At 67.4% G+C, this 15,211-nt stretch carries 14 protein-coding genes and 1 pseudogene; 4 read left to right on the top strand and 11 right to left on the bottom strand.

Annotated features, from left to right (window positions below; genetic code table 11):
* The 3 genes from BO996_RS07020 to BO996_RS07010 form a co-directional block, all read right to left on the bottom strand.
* The gene (locus BO996_RS07020; protein ID WP_043819928.1) at positions 1 to 753 is read right to left on the bottom strand and encodes an amino acid ABC transporter permease; all 753 of its coding nucleotides are present in this window, start codon (positions 751 to 753) and stop codon (positions 1 to 3) included.
* A 112-nt stretch (positions 754 to 865) separates the two neighbouring features.
* A complete protein-coding gene (locus BO996_RS07015; RefSeq protein WP_063327262.1) occupies positions 866 to 1,765 on the bottom strand; it encodes a transporter substrate-binding domain-containing protein in 900 nt (299 codons plus the stop codon).
* Between the two features lie 443 nt (positions 1,766 to 2,208).
* Complete coding sequence (locus tag BO996_RS07010; protein WP_170962088.1) at positions 2,209 to 3,144, bottom strand: LysR substrate-binding domain-containing protein; 936 nt, start codon at positions 3,142 to 3,144, stop codon at positions 2,209 to 2,211.
* 206 nt (positions 3,145 to 3,350) lie between these two features.
* Here BO996_RS07010 and BO996_RS07005 point away from each other — a divergent pair, with 206 nt between their 5' ends.
* The 3 genes from BO996_RS07005 to BO996_RS06995 are packed head-to-tail and all read left to right on the top strand — an operon-like array spanning position 3,351 to position 6,267.
* Complete coding sequence (locus BO996_RS07005) at positions 3,351 to 3,896, top strand: TRAP transporter small permease (protein WP_013804178.1); 546 nt, start codon at positions 3,351 to 3,353, stop codon at positions 3,894 to 3,896.
* Entirely contained in the window at positions 3,893 to 5,191 is a 1,299-nt protein-coding gene (locus BO996_RS07000; protein WP_043819923.1) for a TRAP transporter large permease, read from the top strand. The genes BO996_RS07005 and BO996_RS07000 overlap by 4 nt, the downstream gene beginning before the upstream one ends.
* 32 nt (positions 5,192 to 5,223) lie before the next feature.
* Positions 5,224 to 6,267, top strand: a complete 1,044-nt coding sequence (locus BO996_RS06995) for a DctP family TRAP transporter solute-binding subunit (RefSeq protein WP_012203290.1) — start codon at positions 5,224 to 5,226, stop codon at positions 6,265 to 6,267.
* A 164-nt stretch (positions 6,268 to 6,431) separates the two neighbouring features.
* On the opposite strand, the gene BO996_RS06990 is transcribed toward BO996_RS06995, so the two are convergent.
* Complete coding sequence (locus BO996_RS06990) at positions 6,432 to 7,088, bottom strand: TetR/AcrR family transcriptional regulator (protein WP_071954367.1); 657 nt, start codon at positions 7,086 to 7,088, stop codon at positions 6,432 to 6,434.
* A 116-nt stretch (positions 7,089 to 7,204) separates the two neighbouring features.
* Here BO996_RS06990 and BO996_RS06985 point away from each other — a divergent pair, with 116 nt between their 5' ends.
* The gene (locus BO996_RS06985; protein WP_232240477.1) at positions 7,205 to 7,645 is read left to right on the top strand and encodes a hypothetical protein; all 441 of its coding nucleotides are present in this window, start codon (positions 7,205 to 7,207) and stop codon (positions 7,643 to 7,645) included.
* 8 nt (positions 7,646 to 7,653) lie between these two features.
* On the opposite strand, the gene BO996_RS06980 is transcribed toward BO996_RS06985, so the two are convergent.
* From BO996_RS06980 to BO996_RS06950, 7 genes and pseudogenes are all read right to left on the bottom strand, one after another.
* Positions 7,654 to 8,601 (bottom strand): 2-hydroxyacid dehydrogenase, encoded by a 948-nt coding sequence (locus BO996_RS06980; protein ID WP_071954366.1) that lies wholly within the window; start codon positions 8,599 to 8,601, stop codon positions 7,654 to 7,656.
* A 106-nt stretch (positions 8,602 to 8,707) separates the two neighbouring features.
* Positions 8,708 to 9,670, bottom strand: coding sequence for a PDR/VanB family oxidoreductase (locus tag BO996_RS06975; RefSeq protein ID WP_071954365.1), 963 nt, complete (start codon positions 9,668 to 9,670; stop codon positions 8,708 to 8,710).
* A 34-nt stretch (positions 9,671 to 9,704) separates the two neighbouring features.
* On the bottom strand, positions 9,705 to 10,793 hold the full coding sequence (locus tag BO996_RS06970) for an aromatic ring-hydroxylating dioxygenase subunit alpha (RefSeq protein WP_071954364.1): 1,089 nt from the start codon (positions 10,791 to 10,793) through the stop codon (positions 9,705 to 9,707).
* A gap of 30 nt (positions 10,794 to 10,823) precedes the next feature.
* Positions 10,824 to 12,176: an MFS transporter gene (locus tag BO996_RS06965; protein WP_071954363.1), complete on the bottom strand. Its 1,353-nt coding sequence runs from the start codon at positions 12,174 to 12,176 to the stop codon at positions 10,824 to 10,826.
* Positions 12,177 to 12,435: 259 nt separating this feature from the next.
* Entirely contained in the window at positions 12,436 to 12,909 is a 474-nt protein-coding gene (locus BO996_RS06960) for a MarR family winged helix-turn-helix transcriptional regulator (RefSeq protein ID WP_047326188.1), read from the bottom strand.
* A gap of 98 nt (positions 12,910 to 13,007) precedes the next feature.
* Positions 13,008 to 14,098: pseudogene (locus tag BO996_RS06955) on the bottom strand (Rieske 2Fe-2S domain-containing protein).
* A gap of 138 nt (positions 14,099 to 14,236) precedes the next feature.
* Positions 14,237 to 14,995 carry a GntR family transcriptional regulator gene (locus tag BO996_RS06950; RefSeq protein ID WP_071954362.1) on the bottom strand — a complete coding sequence of 253 codons (759 nt, stop codon included), beginning with the start codon at positions 14,993 to 14,995 and terminating at the stop codon, positions 14,237 to 14,239.
* Positions 14,996 to 15,211: the final 216 nt, after the last annotated feature.

Here is a 15,211-nt window from a genome sequence, read left to right as displayed (position 1 = left end):
TCAGTGTCCTCCGCCGCTGGCAGCGATCAGGCCCGGGACGCGCGAACGCTTCTCGATGAAGGCCATGATGCGGTTGATGGCAAAGGCGGAAATCACATACAGGCCGGTGACGGCCAGATAGATCTCGATGCCGCGCGAAGTCTCTTCCTGCGCCTGCATGGCGAACATGGTCAGCTCGGCCACGGACACGGCGAAGGCCACGGACGAGTTCTTGAACACGTTCATGGTCTCGCTGGTCAGCGGCGGGATGATGATGCGGAACGCCATGGGCAGCAGCACGTAGCGGTAGTACTGGAACGTGGTGAAACCCATCGCCATGCCCGCATAGCGCTGGCCGCGCGGCAGCGCCTGGATGCCCGAACGCACCTGCTCGGCGATACGCGCCGAGGTGAAGAAACCCAGCGCCAGCACCACGAGCACGAAACCCGGCAGCGACTTCAGCGCAGGAACAAAGGACGGAACCACGTGGTACCACATGAAGATGTGGACCAGCAGCGGAATATTGCGAAACAGCTCCACCCAGGCATTGCCCAGCCGCACGATCCACGGCCGGCCCTCCAAAGTGCGCAGCGTGCCGATCAGCGATCCGACGACCAGTGCGATCACCAGCGACAGCAGCGACACGGAAATGGTCCAGCCCCAGGCCGACAGCATCCAGTCCAGGTAGGTGATATCGCCGTTCTTGCCGAAGCAGCTTTGACCGACCTCTTGGGTAATGGTGTCCTGGCAGAACACCTGCCAATCCCAACTCATAGGAGCACCCCTTCATTCAAAACACGAAATGCGTGCCGGCAGAAAAACCGGCGACGCAACAAAAAACGCCCCTTCCAACCGCATGGCAGAAGGGGCGGCATTCAGCTGGTGCTTACTTGACTTCGTACGACTCCATGGGCTTGTCGTTGGGGTGGGCCCATGCGTCCTTGGTGGCGTCGGACAGTGGCAGGCCGACCTTCACGTTGGCCGGGGGAATCGGCTGCATGAACCACTTGTCATAGAGCTTGGCCAGCGAGCCGTCGGCGATCTGGCGCTTGATGGAGTCGTCCACGGCCTTCTTGAAGGCGGGGTCGTCCTTGCGCAGCATGCAGGCGATGGGCTCGACCGACAGGGTTTCGCCGACGATCTTGTACTCGGCAGGTGCCTTGGACTTGGAGATGTTGGCGGCCAGGATGGAGCCGTCCATGATGAAGGCGTCGGCACGGCCGGTTTCCAGCATCAGGAAGCTGTCGGCGTGGTCCTTGCCCATGACTTCCTTGAAGGTCAGGCCGTCGGCGCGCTTGTTCTTGCGCAGGGTCTGCACCGAGGTGGTGCCCGTCGTCGTGACGATGGTCTTGCCGTTCAGGTCCTTGATGCCGGTGATGCCGGAGTTGCCCTTGACGGCGATGCGCACTTCTTCCACGTAGGTGGTCACGGCGAAGGCCACATCCTTTTGGCGGGCCTGGCTGTTGGTGGTGGAGCCGCACTCGATGTCCACGGTGCCATTGGTCACCAGGGGGATGCGGTTTTGCGAGGTGACGGGCTGGTACTTGATGTCCAGCTTGGCCAGGCCCAGCTCCTTCTGGATGTCGGCCAGCACGCGCTCGCCCATCTCGGTGTGGAAGCCCACGTACTTGCCATTGCCCAGCGTGTAGCCCAGGCCGGAGGATTCACGCACGCCCAGCGTCACGGCGCCGGAGGACTTGATCTTGGCCAGGGTGTCACCAGCCTGCGCGAAAGCGCTGCCTGCAGCCAGGGCGGTCACGGCGATGGCCAACAAATGCTTCTTCATACGGGTCTCCTGAGATGAGAACGAAAACGGTCTTGATGAGAACGGTCGAGTCGCCTTGTGGGCTTGCTCGAACTATCAACGATGTGACACATATTGTGCAATCACGCACGGTGCTGGAGCACCGACACGTGCTAGGGCTTTCCAGCACGTCAGCCGGATTCAGGTAAGCAACTGCCGTGCCATGGCACGCGTTTTTTGCCCGATCCAGCGCACCGGCGGTCCTGCACACGGCGTGGTTGCTGTGCGCGCACTCTAATGCCAGGGCCGGTGGCACAGCCAATGCCGTTTGCAAAAGCCCTTATGCATGCTATGCATAATAGGTGTTTACCCTAGGCATAACCCGTGCACCAAGTCGGGCTCTTGCCGGGCACCCGCATGCACCAACGTGCAGCAAAAAGGGGCTGCGAGAGCCCCTTTTTTCCTGATGCGTGCCGTTTGGCGTGTCAGCCGATGGTCTCGCCCTGCTCCAGCAGGAAGTTCCACAGTGCGCCGGCCACGCCCTGGGGCGCATCCTTGCTGGCGGGTTTTTCACGGTAGGCGCGCACTTCCATGTCCATGCGAAAACCGTTGTCGCCCGCAGGCGCGGCGCTGACCAGGCGCCCGGCCTCCAGCTCGTTGCGCACGGCGCTGAACGGCAAGAAGGCGACGCCATGGCCTTCCAGCGCCATGGCCTTGAGGCCTTCGGCCATGTCGGTCTCGTAGACACGCTCCAGGTGCACGGCCTCGGCCGCTTCCTTGAGGATGAGCTCCGTCACCCGGCCCAGATAGGCGCCGGGCGCATAGCCCAGATAAGGCAGCGGCTGGCCCTGGCGGCCCGGCAGCTGGTGCAGCGGCAGGCCGTCGGCGTCGGGCTTGGCGTAGGGGGCGAGCACCTCATGGCCCAGGCTGACCATCTCGTAGCGCGCAGGGTCAAGCTGGAAGGGCTGGGACGGATGGAAGTAGGCGATCAGCAGGTCGCAGCCGCCTTCGACCAGGCGCATCACGGCGTCATGCACGTTGAGCGCGAACAGCCGGCTGCGGAAGGGCCCGAACTTGGCCTGCACGCTGGAGACCCAGTTCGGGAAGAAAGTGAAGGCCAGCGTGTGCGGCACCGCAAACCCCACCATGCCCTTGCCCGCGCTGACGTGGGCACGCAGCATGGTGCGCGTGCTCTGCAGCGACTGCAGCATCTCCAGCGCCTGGTCATACATGGTCTTGCCGGCCGGCGTGAGCCGGGTCGGGTAGGAGCTGCGGTCCACAAGGTCGGTGCCGGCCCAGGCCTCCAGTGCCTGGATGCGGCGCGAGAACGCAGGTTGCGTCACGTGCCGCAGTTGGGCGGAGCGGCTGAAACTGCGTGTTTCAGCCAGGCTGACGAAATCTTCTAGCCATTTGGTTTCCATGGGCCTCATTATCCGCCGGGCCGTGACGGGTGCCTGACAGGGCAGGGATGGTCCCTCTGGCACACCGCATGGATGCGCACATAATGGCGCTGCGCCGCATTTACCCAATGTGACATTTTTTCCTCACGGCCCCCGGCACACGACGCCGAGGAAGCTCAGTGACTGCATCTGCCCCGCCATGTGTAATTTTCTGACTCCCCGCGTCCATGTCATCCCCTCCCACCGAAAACGGCGCCGCTGAGACGCCTTCGCAGCCGGACGAGCCGCGTTCGCTGCGCATCGAGGACTGGCTCACCGTGGTGATCATGGCCCTGCTGGCCCTGATCACCTTCGCCAATGTGCTGGTGCGCTACTTCACTTCCTCCTCCTTCGCCTGGACCGAGGAAATCTCGGTCTTCCTGATGATCCTGCTGGCCATGGTCGCGGGCTCGGCGGCCGTGGCGCGCAACGCCCATATCCGCATCGAGTACTTCGCCGAAGGCGGCAGCGCCCTGCGCAGGAAGCGCCTGGCACGCTTCGGCACGCTGATGGTGGCCCTGCTGTTCGCCGTGATCGCCGCACTGAGCGTGCGCGTGGTCTGGGACGACTACCGTTTCGAGGAAACCTCGCCCGGCATCGGCGTGCCGCAGTGGTGGTATTCGATGTGGCTGCCGATTTGCTCGGCACTGATCACGGTGCGCGCGCTGCAGCTGTTCCAGCGCCAGGGCCGCCCTGGCGCCTTCGATGACAGCACCGGGGAGAAGGCGCAATGATCGCAACCCTGCTCTTCATCGCCTTCCTGGGCCTGATGTTCCTGGGCGTGCCGATCGGCGCGGCCCTGGGCCTGGCGGGCGCCGCCGCCATCGCGCTGGCCAGCCCCGACACGCAGTGGTTCGGCCTGCTGGCCGTGCCGCAGAACTTCTATGCGGGCCTGGGCAAGTACCCGCTGCTGGCGATTCCGATGTTCGTGCTCGTGGGCTCGATCTTCGACCGCTCTGGCGTGGCGCTGCGCCTGGTGAACTTCGCCGTGGCCATCGTCGGCCGCGGCCCCGGCATGCTGCCCCTGGTGGCGATTGCCGTGGCCATGTTCCTGGGCGGCATCTCGGGCTCGGGCCCGGCCAATGCCGCCGCCGTGGGCGGCGTGATGATCGCGGCCATGAGCCGTGCCGGCTATCCCGGCAGCTTCTCGGCCAGCGTGGTGGGCGCGGCTGCGGCCACCGACATCCTGATCCCGCCGTCCGTGGCCTTCATCATCTACTCGGTGCTGGTGCCCGGCGCCTCGGTGCCGGCGCTGTTTGCGGCCGGCATGATCCCCGGCATCCTGGCCGGCGTGGCGCTGATCATTCCTGCCGTTTGGATGTCGCGCAAGCACAAGATGGGTGCGCTGGAATCGTCCATGCCGCGCCCGCCGTTCTGGCGCAGCCTGCGCGAGGCCTCCTGGGGCCTGGCCGCTCCGGTGCTGATCCTGGGCGGCATGCGCGCCGGCTGGTTCACCCCCACCGAGGCCGCCGTGGTGGCCGTGTTCTACGGCCTGTTCGTGGGCATGGTGATCCACCGCACCATCACGCTGCGCGACCTCTACCCCATCCTGCGCGAGGCCGGCGAGCTGTCGGCCGTGATCCTGCTGGTGGTGTCGCTGGCCGGCATCTTCGCGTTCTCGCTGTCCACGCTGGGCGTGATCGATCCGGTGGCCAAGGCCATCGTGGACTCGGGCCTGGGCGAGTACGGCGTGATGGCGCTGCTGATCCTGCTGCTGATCACCGTGGGCATGTTCCTGGACGGCATCTCCATCTTCCTGATCTTCGTGCCGCTGCTGCTGCCGATCATGCAGCACTACAACTGGGACCCGGTGTGGTTCGGCGTCATCCTCACGCTCAAGGTGGCGCTGGGCCAGTTCACGCCGCCGCTGGCCGTGAACCTGATGGTGTCCTGCCGCATCGCGGGCGTGCGCATGGAGTCCACCGTGCGCTGGGTCGGCCCCATGCTGCTGGCCATGTTCCTGGTGATGATCGCCGTGATCGCCTTCCCGCAGCTGGCTCTCTGGCTCCCAGCACGCCTGGGCTACTGATTTCCCAAAAATTCAACAAGGAGACCTTCGCAATGAAACTTCGCACTTTCCTCGCCAGCGGCCTGGCCGCGGCTGCGGCCCTGGCCCTTTCGTCCGCTCCCGCAGTGGCGCAGACTCCGGCCAAGTACAAGAGCGAGTACCGCATGTCGCTGGTGCTGGGCACGGCCTTTCCCTGGGGCAAGGGCGGCGAGATCTGGGCCAACAAGGTGCGCGAGCGCACCAACGGCCGCATCAACATCAAGCTCTACCCGGGCGTGTCCCTGATCCAGGGCGACCAGACGCGCGAATTCAGCGCGCTGCGCCAGGGCGTGATCGACATGGCCGTGGGCTCCACGCTGAACTGGTCGCCCCAGATCAAGGAGCTGAACCTGTTCGCCCTGCCCTTCCTCATGCCCGACTACGCCGCTGCCGACGCGCTCACGCATGGCGAGCCCGGCAAGCGCCTGTTCCAGCGCCTGGAAAAGGCCGGCGTGGTGCCGCTGGCCTGGGGCGAGAACGGCTACCGCGAGATCAGCAACTCCAAGCACGCCATCAAGACCCCTGCCGACCTCAAGGGCCTGAAGATCCGCGTCGTGGGCTCGCCGCTGTTCCTGGACACCTTCACCGCGCTGGGCGCCAACCCCACGCAGATGAGCTGGGCCGATGCCCAGCCCGCCATGGCCAGCGGTGCCGTGGACGGCCAGGAAAACCCCGTGTCGGTCTACATGGCCGCCAAGCTGCAGTCCGTGGGCCAGAAGCATCTGACGCTGTGGGGCTACATCAACGATCCGCTGATCTTCGTGGTCAACAAGGACATCTGGGCCACCTGGACCAAGGAAGACCAGGACATCGTGCGCCAGGCTGCCGTGGACGCCGCCAAGGAGCAGATCGTGATCGCGCGCAAGGGCATGATCGAGGCCGACAAGCCGCTGCTCAAGGACCTGGCCGCCAACGGCGTGACCGTGACCCAGCTCACACCGGCCGAGCGCGAAGCCTTCGTCAAGGCCACGCGCCCCGTCTACGACAAGTGGAAGCAGCAGGTCGGCACCGACCTGGTGGATGTGGCGGAGAAAGCCATTGCCGCGCGAACTCGTTAGAATGCTATCGGTTGATCGCACACTCCGGTAGAAGCAAAAGGCCCCGCTCTGCGGGGCCTTTTTTTCGCCATCCTGCTGCGCAAGGGCGACCAGGACTTCAGCCGGCCCATCAAGGCACGCCTTGCTGCGAAGCTGGTCCAGTGCAATGGCACAGCCCCTGCTGCCTAGGGGGCAGCGGCTCCCGCACCCGTCGCGCCACCCAGCAACATGTCTGTCCCCATCTCGCACAGCAGCTCCTCCAGTGCGCCCGAGGCGATCAGCGGCGAGGCCTCCAGCGAGGCGAAGCGCACCGTGCCCAGCACGGCCCGCGTGGCCACGTAAAGGCGCGCATAGGACAGCGAGGGGCCACCCCAGCGCTGCAGGTGGGCGGCCATGCGCTCGGCGGTCTCGCGCATGGACAGGGCAATGCGCTCGTCACCATCCTGCAGCCAGGCAAAGCGCGCCAGCTTGCGCCGCGCAGGCGTGCGGCCCGCAAAGCCCTCGACGATGCAGGCGACCACGCCGCGCGCCACGGCCTCGCGCGGCAGGCCCTGCTCCGACGCCTGCTCCAGCCAAGCCTCGATGGCCGCGACGGCCACACGGCGCTGGCCATCGACCATGGCGCGGAAGACGGCCTGCTTGTCGGGGAAGTACTGGTAGAGCGTGCCGATGGAGACGCCTGCGCGCTCGGCAATGCGGTTGGTGGTGAGCGCGGCTTCGCCCTCCTTGACCAGAATCTGAGCTGCTGCCTGAACAATGGCCTGCAGCGTGCGCTGCGCACGGGCCTGTACGGGCTGTCTTCTTCTCTGGGATTCAGTGGTAGCGGAGGTATGGGAGGGCATGCGGCAAAACCTGAGCACAAGGCGAGTTTTCTGCCCGGAGTTTAAGCACTACAGTGGCCGGCCATTGCAGCAAATCCCAAGGAATACACCATGAAGAAGCATCAGCACACCGGCGCGTGGGAAGCCCTGGCGTGAAGGGCGTGCAACTGCTGGCCCTGGCCGCCGCCCTGTTCGACACGGCGGCCGCGCTGGCCCACTTCGCCTGCATCGTCTGGGGGGGACGCGGGCTGCGGATCATGGGTGCCGGCGAGCGCATGGCGCGCATGGCCGAGGCCGGGCACTGGTATCCGCCACTGGTGTCGGCGGCCATCGGCGTGGTGCTGTCGCTGCTGGCGGGGTATGCGCTGGCAGGCACGGGCCTGCTGGGTCCCCTGCCCTTCATGCGCCCGGTGCTGGCCGGGGCCGGCCTGGTGCTGGTGGCGCGGGCCGTGGCCTATCCATGGCTGAAGCCGCGGTTCCCGGACAACAGCGACCGCTTCTGGCACGTGTCCTCGGCCATCTGCCTGGTCATGGGGCTGCTGCACCTGGCAGCAGCTGCCGGGATGGCACAGGGCTGAATCCAGCCTCAGGCCGTGACGGGCGAGACCAGCGGGCGGCCTTCCAGGTGGCAGCGCATGTTGGCGATGAAGCGGTCCACCGAGGCCTGCACGGCTTCGGGCGACCAGCCGCCCACATGGGGAGTGAGCACCACGGCGTCCAGGTCCAGCAGTTCGGCCGGGGGCGCGGGTTCGCTTTCGTAGACATCCAGGCCCGCTCCGGCAAGGCGGCCTTCGCGCACGGCGGCGGCCAGGGCGGCGGTATCGACCACGCTGCCGCGCGCGATATTGACCAGATGGCCCTGCGGGCCCAGCGCATCCAGCACCTGCGTGTTGATGAGGTGGCGCGTGCCCGGGCCGCCCGGCGTGGCGACCAGCAGCACATCGGCCCATTGCGCCAGGGACAGCAGATCGCCGAAGTAGCGGTGTGGCAGCTCACTGCGCTGGCTGCGGTTGTGGTAGCCGATCTCCATCTCGAAGCCCAGCGCGCGCTGGGCGATCTTGGCGCCGATGGCGCCCATGCCCAGGATGCCCAGGCGCTTGTGCGAGACATTGGGCGGCAGCGGCATGGCGGTGCGCCAGACGCCGTCGCGCGTGGCGCGGTCCAGGCTCACCAGGCCGCGCACGGAGGCGATCAGCAGGCCCATGGCGTGGTCGGCCACGCAGTCGTCATTGGTGCCCGCGCCATTGCCCACGGCAATGCCATGGGCCTGCGCATGGGCGACATCGATGTTCTCGTAGCCCGCGCCCAGCGCGCAGACCAGCCGCAGCGCAGGCATGCGCTGCATCTGCGCGGCCGACAGGCCGATGGAGCCGATGGTCAGCACGGCCTGGATGCGTGCGCCGTGCTCGGCGAGAGCCGCCTCGCATTGGCTGGCGTCGGGCGCGTAGAGCAGGTCGAAGGAGGGAAAGGCCTGGGCCATCTGGCGCAGATGGCCTTCGGCGTTGAAGTTCAGGACAAGCAGGGCAGGTTGCATGGCGAAAGAGCGGCGCCCGCTGCCGCAGGGAAATCAGCGGCTTCAACGGGCTGTGGGCAAGGGAAAACCCATTGTCCACCCGCCAGGGGCCCTGCGCAGTGCCGCGCTACAGGTCCAGCACCAGCCGGGCGGATTTCGCGCGCGAGCAGCAGGGCAGGAACTGGTCGCAGGCGGCCTGCTCGTCTTCGGTCAGGTACATGTCGCGGTGCTCGGGCTCGCCCGAGAGCACGCGGGTGAGGCAGGTGCCGCACACGCCCTGCTCGCACGAGGTCTGCACCTCCACGCCGATGCCGGCCAGCGCCTGGACCACGGTCTGCTCGGGCGCCACGCGCACCACCTGGCCGGTGCTGGCGATCTCGATCTCGAACCCGGCATCGCCCTCGCGCTGCACGGCCTCGCCCGCGAAGAACTCGTAGTGCAGACTGTCCTCGCCCCAGCCCGACGTGCGAGCCATGCCCAGCGCCGCGTCCATGAAGCCGCGCGGGCCGCAGACATACAGGTGCAGGCCCGCCTGCGGGGCGCCGAGCAGCTGCGCCATGTCGAGCGCGCCCTCGCCATCCACATGCAGGTGCACGCGGTCGGCCCAGGGCATGGACTGCAGCAGGGCCGTGAAGGCCATGCGCTCGCGCGAACGCGCGCAGTAGTGCAGTTCGAAGTCGGCACCCTCGCGCGCCAGCTGGCGCGCCATGGCCAGCACGGGCGTGATGCCTATGCCGCCGGCCAGCAGCAGATGACGTGCAGGCCCGCCCGCATGCAGCGCGAAATGGTTGCGCGGCGCGCCGATGGCGATCTGCTGGCCTTCCTGCACCTGTTCGTGCACGGCGGCCGAGCCGCCGCGCGAGGCGGCCTCGCGCAGCACGCCGACCACGTAGCGGCCGGTGTCCTGCGGGTCGTTGCACAGCGAGTACTGGCGCACCAGGCCGCCGGGCAGGTGCAGGTCGATGTGCGAGCCGGCCGTGAAGGCGGGCAGGCTCTGGCCGTCCAGCGGCACGAGTTCAAGGCTGCAGATGTCCTGCGCCTCGGCGCACTTGCGCGCGACGCGCACCTGGAGGATGGAGTTGGCTTGCATGGGAAAAACGTGGGAATGGAGAGGTTCGGAAAAATCAGGCCGCCGCCAGCGCCTGGGCGCTGGCCTCGCGCAGCCGGTGGATGACGCGGCGCGCGCGGTTGGGGCCGGCGTCCACGTGGATGTCGATGACGGGGCGCGCGCCAAAGCGCTGCTGATTGCGGAACTGGGCCTCGATGACGACCTTGTCTTCCTCGAAGGTGGCAGCCGTCTGGTCGATCACCAGGCGCGTGGTGTCCTGCATGTCCGGATGCGGGTTGGTGGCAATGGTCCAGAAGTAGTGGGCCGAATGCTCGGTCTCCGGCGTCACGCCGTGAAAGCCCCGCATGTGAAAGCCTTCGCGCTGCGGGTCGTCCAGCTGCCCGCTGCCTGCGTCCATGGCGCCGGTCCAGATGCGCACATGCGAGGGGTGGAACTCCACCTCCTGCCAGCGGTCGATGCGGCCCGCGAACGGCCAGGCCGCCGCATAGGTGGGCGGCGGGTCGGAGTCGGGCATCCAGCGCAGCACGGTGACGCTGTCGCCCTCCTGGCGCACCTTGAGCTCGGCATTCATGTGGACGCCGGCATTGCCGCCAATGGTCTTGAGGTGCACATAGCCCAGGTGGCTGAGGTCCAGCAGGTTGTCGTGGATGAGCTGGTAGGGCGCGTCGTAGTGGTAGACATCGCCGCCGAAGCGGTAGCGCGCATCGCCGTGCACGGGATAGTCGGGCGGCTCATGCGCGGGCACGGAATCGGGCGTGGCGCCCATCCAGATCCAGAGGATCTGGTCACGCTCGCGCAGGTCGAAGGACTTGACGCAGGCCTTGGGCGGTATGCGCTGCTGGCCCGGAATCTCCAGGCACTGCCCGGCGCGGTCGAACAGCAGGCCGTGGTAGCCGCAGCGCAGGCCGCGCGCCTCCACCGTGCCGCAGGACAGCGGCAGCTCGCGGTGGCAGCAGCGGTCTTCCAGCGCGGCGACGCTGCCATCGGGCGTGCGAAACAGCACGACGGGCCGGCCCAGCAGGGTGCGGGCCAGCGGCGCGTCGTGCAGCTCCCAGGCAAAGCCGGCGACATACCACTGGTCCAGCGGGAAGGCGGGCGTGGAGACGGGCGTGGAGGCGGGTGCAATGGTGGTGCATTCGGTCATGGGGTTCTCCTTCTTGTCTGCAAGTCGCGCTCAATGCGCCGACAGCGTGCGGCCCGTGGCTGCGGGCCTGCCGGCTTCAGGCCCTTGCAGCCGGTGCAGCGACACGATGCAGGCCGCGAACACGAAGGCCGCGCCATAGCCCACGTACAGCTGGCTGGCCGACCAGGAGGCGTCGAGCAGCGAGCCCGCGACCATGGGCGAGACGATGGCGCCGATGCGCCCTATGCCTATGCCCCAGCCCACGCCGGTCACGCGCACCTCGCCGCCATAGACCATGGGCGCGATGGCATAGAGCCCGGCCACGCAGCCGTTGACGAAGACGCCGATCAGGAAGGCCAGCGCATACGACAGCAACAGCGAGCCCGGATTGCTCACGATGAAGCACAGCAGCACGGCCGTGGCCAGCATGAAGCCGGCCAGTGCGCGGTGCACGGGATAGCGCGCCGCCAGCAGGCCCAGCAAGGTGGCGCCCAGGATGCCGCCCAGGCTTAGCAGCACGCCGCCGGTCACGCCCTGCTCGGGCGTGAGGCCCGAGGCGGCAAGCAGCTTGGGCGTCCAGCTCATGACGAAGTAAAAGCCGAACATCACCGCGAAGAACGACAGCCAGACCAGCAGCGTGGGCCGGCGCAGGCCCGGCGCAAACAGCTGCAGCGGGCCACGCCGCGCCGGCCCCGCCGATGCGGGCGCGGCAGGCGGCAGCGCAGCCAATGCGGGCAGGCCCAGCCGGCCGACCAGGGCATTGAGCCGCTGCAGCGCGCCGGCCGGGCGCCGCGCCAGCAGGAAGTCCATGGACTCGGGCAGTCGCCGCCAGGCCAGGACCAGCACGCCCAGCGTCACGCAGCCGCCGAAGAGGAAGACGGCGCGCCAGTCATGGCGCCCCAGCAGCCACACCGCGATGGAGCCGCCAATGCTGGCGCCCAGCGCGTAGCCCGTGGACTGCAGGGTGACGGCCAGGCTGCGCCAGCGCTGCGAGGCGTATTCGCTGGCGATCACGTTGCTGCAGGCCAGGATGCCGCCCACACCCAGGCCCGTGAGCACGCGCAGCGCCGCAAGCTGGATGGCGCTGTGGCTGAAGGCCGAGCCCAGCATGCCCACGCCCGAGAGGGCCAGGCAGGCCAGGATCAGCGGCCGGCGGCCCAGCCGGTCGGCCCAGGGCGCGATCAGCAGCGATCCGCCCGCCATGCCGAACAGGCCCGCACTGAGCAGAAAGCCCAGCTGGGCGCCGCTGAGCTGCCAGTGCGCCGACACAGCCGAGGCCGTGAAGGCCATGACCAGCACGTCGAAGCCGTCGATCATGTTGAGCACCATGCACAGGGCTATGACCGACCACTGGAAGCGCGTCATGGGCCGCTGGTCGACGCTTGCACGCAGGTCGGCGCTCATGGCCGCAGCTCCTGCGAAAAGGGGATGGAAGATGCGGCGGCGCGGGGCCGCTGCAGGCGAGGGGCAAGCAGGCAGGCAGTCATCGTGGGTCTCCTTGGGGTCGAAGCTCTGGCCGAGCTTTCTTGTGTTTTCAGCCGTTTTTCAGCAGTTCATTACGTATGCTGAATGTGATTCAGTTTACTGAATGATGATGTACGTCAAATACCGGGTTTCCCCGATCAGGGTCGGCTCGCCATGCGCGCTGGCGGCCAGGCCGCCCTCAGTCGGCGGACGATGTTTCCGTGGATTCGCGCACGTCGTGCAGTTGCACGAACTTGCGCAGCAGGCGCTTGAACTCGGCCTGCTCTTGGGGTTCGAGCGCGGCCAGCATGCGCTCGTGCAGTTCGTGGACATTGGGCACGAAGCCGGCCAGCATGGTCTCGCCCTCGGCCGTGAGCGTCAGGCGCCGCTGGCGCCGGGGCAGGATCTCGCGCAGCACCCAGCCCTTGGCCTCCAGGCGCGCCGCGATGTCGGCCGTGGTGGAGTTGTCCAGCGCCACCAGCCGCGCCAGCGTCACCTGGTCGATGCCCGGCTTTTCCTGCAGCATGCGAAGGATGGCGTACTGCACGGGCGTCACGTCCGGCCCCAGCACGTCGCGGAACAGCTGCGCCGCGATCTGCTGCGCGCGCCGGATCAGATGGCCCGGCTGGTCGTAGAGGTCGATGGAAAGCGGATCGGAGGCGGAGTGGACCATCGGTGGCGGCAGGCCTTGCGGCCCTGGGGTTGAAGCCCGCCGAGGTTACCCCATCCCCGGCACCGCCCGCGCCTGCTGGCCTGGCCATGCCGGCAGCCTCAGGCCACGGCGGCGGCAGGCTGGGCCGCTGCTGCGGCCACCGTCGCGGCCTGCTGCTCCTGCGCAATCCATTTGTCGATGACCTTGCGCGACTGCACGCCGCCCGCATCGATGTTGAGCTTGAGCAGCTTGCGGTCGGGGTGGGCACTGAGGTTGCGCTGCTGCAGCTCCAGCATCTGCAGGTCTTCGCTGAAGATCTTGTGCTGGCCCTCGCGGATGCGGTCGGTGACTTCGGCATCGCCCGGATTGAAGCGGCGCGCCATGCCCCAGAAGTACCACATGGACTCCTCGGTCTCGGGCGTGATGAAGTCCACCACCATGCTGTAGACCTTGTGCTCGTCGGGCGCGTCGTAGCCGCCGTGGCCTGCATGGGCTACGCCGACCTCGATCAGCACATGGCTGGGCGGGGTGAAGCGGCAGACCTGCCAGCGGTCCACGGGCACCTCGTCGGCCAGGCCGTTGCTGCGCAGCGCCATCTTCCAGAACGGGGGGCGGGGATGTCGTTCATGAAGCGGCTGGTGACGACCTCGACATCGGCGCCCTCGCCGCGCGTCTCGGTCTTGCAGGGCGTCTCGTCGATCTCGGCCTGGCCGATGGAGCTGGCGTGCACATAGGTCTCGTGCGTCAGGTCCATGAGGTTGTCGATCATCAGCCGGTAGTCGGCCTGGATGTGGAACATGCCGCCGCCGTAGGCCCATTCGGGGTTGTCGTGCCAGGGCAGCTTCGGAATCAGGGCGGCATCGGCCAACGCCTTGTCGCCAGGCCAGACCCAGATGAAGCCGTGGCGCTCCTCGACGGGATAGCTGCGGATCTCGGGGAAGCCGCGCACGCGCTGGCCCGGCATGGCAATGGTCTTGCCGTCGCAGCCCATCTCCAGCCCGTGGTAGCCGCAGACCAGCTTGCCCTCGCAGACAAAGCCCAGCGACAGGGGCGCGCCGCGGTGCGGGCAAAAATCCTCCACGGCGGCAACGCCGTGCTGCGCGCGGTAGAAGGCAATGCGCTCGCCGCAGATGCGACGGCCCAGCGGCTTGTCCTGGATCTCGTCGGACGTGGCGGCCACGTACCAGGTGTTCTTGGGAAATGTGCTCATGGGGGGTCTCCTTTATGGGTGGGGTCCGCAGTCCTTGGCGCTGCGGTGGCTGGGGCGCAGGCGGCCGAGGCCGCCGGCGCACATCAAGCGCACATCAAGCGCACATCAAGCGCACATCAAGCGCGGATCAGACTCGAATCAGGCTCGGATCAACTGCACGCCAGGAACCGCATGGCTGCCGGGCTCGCTCACGGCCTCGCGCAGGTTGCGGCGCGCAATGCGCGAGTGCTCTTTCATCAGCGCCTCGGCCCGGGCGCCCTCGCGCGCGGCAATGGCGTCCAGCACCTGGCGGTGCTGGTCCTGGGCCACCATCAGACTGTGGCGCGCACGCGGCGATTCGGCCCGCGCCAGCACAAAGCCCGAAGGCGAGGCGAAGGGCATGCGCACCACGCGCTCCAGCTCGCGCTGCATGACGCTGCTGCCGGCCATGGAGTGCAGCAGGTCGTGGAATTCGGAGTTCAGCGCCACATAGCGCGAGAAGGCCTCATCGCCCCAGTCGGCCGTCTCCAGCACACGGTCGATGGCATCGAGGCAGCGGCCGGCCTGCGCCAGCAGCGGCTCGGCCACGCCGCGCTCGGCCGCCCAGCGCGCGGCCAGGCCTTCCAGCGTGCCGCGCAGTTCGATGGCATCGGCCACATCGGCCTCGGAGAACAGCCGCACGCGGTAGCCGCGCCCGCCGGCCATGGCTTCGAGCAGGCCTTCCTGCTCCAGCCGCATCAGCGCGGCGCGCACCGGCGTGCGGGAGATGCCCAGGCGCTGCACCACGGTCAGCTCGGCGATGCGCTCGCCTGCGGGCAGTTCGCCCGCAAGAATCATCTCGCGCAGTTGCAGCTGGGCCTTGATGACCTGGGAGTGTCTTTCCGCTTCGGAGGCGGCGGGGGCAAGCTGGGGGCTCATGGGGCTTTGTCTGGATGGAATGGCGTGAATGTATACATCCAAGGCGATTCATGGTGCATTTTTCCGCAAAAACACGGGAAAACACCAATCAAATGTATACAACCAATCCCAGCAAAGACAATGACCCGCCTGTTTGTATACATCGCCATGGCATCATGGCCGGCTCCCTTTTTCCCCTGCCGCTGCAACCCAGGAGGTCACCCTTGCCGACGTTTT

This window comes from Delftia sp. HK171, assembly GCF_001886655.1.
Taxonomy (GTDB): Bacteria; Pseudomonadota; Gammaproteobacteria; order Burkholderiales; family Burkholderiaceae_C; genus Comamonas; species Comamonas acidovorans.
Note: the sequence above shows the minus strand (reverse complement) of the source record. Positions and strands in the feature narration are given on the sequence as shown.

Bases quoted from the DNA above. Each gene is read 5' to 3' on its own strand.
- BO996_RS06970 (WP_071954364.1), bottom strand. From the start codon at position 10,793: ATGACCGAATGCACCACCATTGCACCCGCCTCCACGCCCGTCTCCACG.
- BO996_RS06950 (WP_071954362.1), bottom strand. From the start codon at position 14,995: ATGAGCCCCCAGCTTGCCCCCGCCGCCTCCGAAGCGGAAAGACACTCC.
- BO996_RS06960 (WP_047326188.1), bottom strand. From the start codon at position 12,909: ATGGTCCACTCCGCCTCCGATCCGCTTTCCATCGACCTCTACGACCAG.
- BO996_RS07005 (WP_013804178.1), top strand. From the start codon at position 3,351: ATGTCATCCCCTCCCACCGAAAACGGCGCCGCTGAGACGCCTTCGCAG.
- BO996_RS06975 (WP_071954365.1), bottom strand. From the start codon at position 9,670: ATGCAAGCCAACTCCATCCTCCAGGTGCGCGTCGCGCGCAAGTGCGCC.
- BO996_RS06995 (WP_012203290.1), top strand. From the start codon at position 5,224: ATGAAACTTCGCACTTTCCTCGCCAGCGGCCTGGCCGCGGCTGCGGCC.
- BO996_RS07020 (WP_043819928.1), bottom strand. From the start codon at position 753: ATGAGTTGGGATTGGCAGGTGTTCTGCCAGGACACCATTACCCAAGAG.
- BO996_RS06965 (WP_071954363.1), bottom strand. From the start codon at position 12,176: ATGAGCGCCGACCTGCGTGCAAGCGTCGACCAGCGGCCCATGACGCGC.
- BO996_RS06980 (WP_071954366.1), bottom strand. From the start codon at position 8,601: ATGCAACCTGCCCTGCTTGTCCTGAACTTCAACGCCGAAGGCCATCTG.
- BO996_RS07010 (WP_170962088.1), bottom strand. From the start codon at position 3,144: ATGGAAACCAAATGGCTAGAAGATTTCGTCAGCCTGGCTGAAACACGC.
- BO996_RS07015 (WP_063327262.1), bottom strand. From the start codon at position 1,765: ATGAAGAAGCATTTGTTGGCCATCGCCGTGACCGCCCTGGCTGCAGGC.
- BO996_RS06990 (WP_071954367.1), bottom strand. From the start codon at position 7,088: ATGCCCTCCCATACCTCCGCTACCACTGAATCCCAGAGAAGAAGACAG.
- BO996_RS07000 (WP_043819923.1), top strand. From the start codon at position 3,893: ATGATCGCAACCCTGCTCTTCATCGCCTTCCTGGGCCTGATGTTCCTG.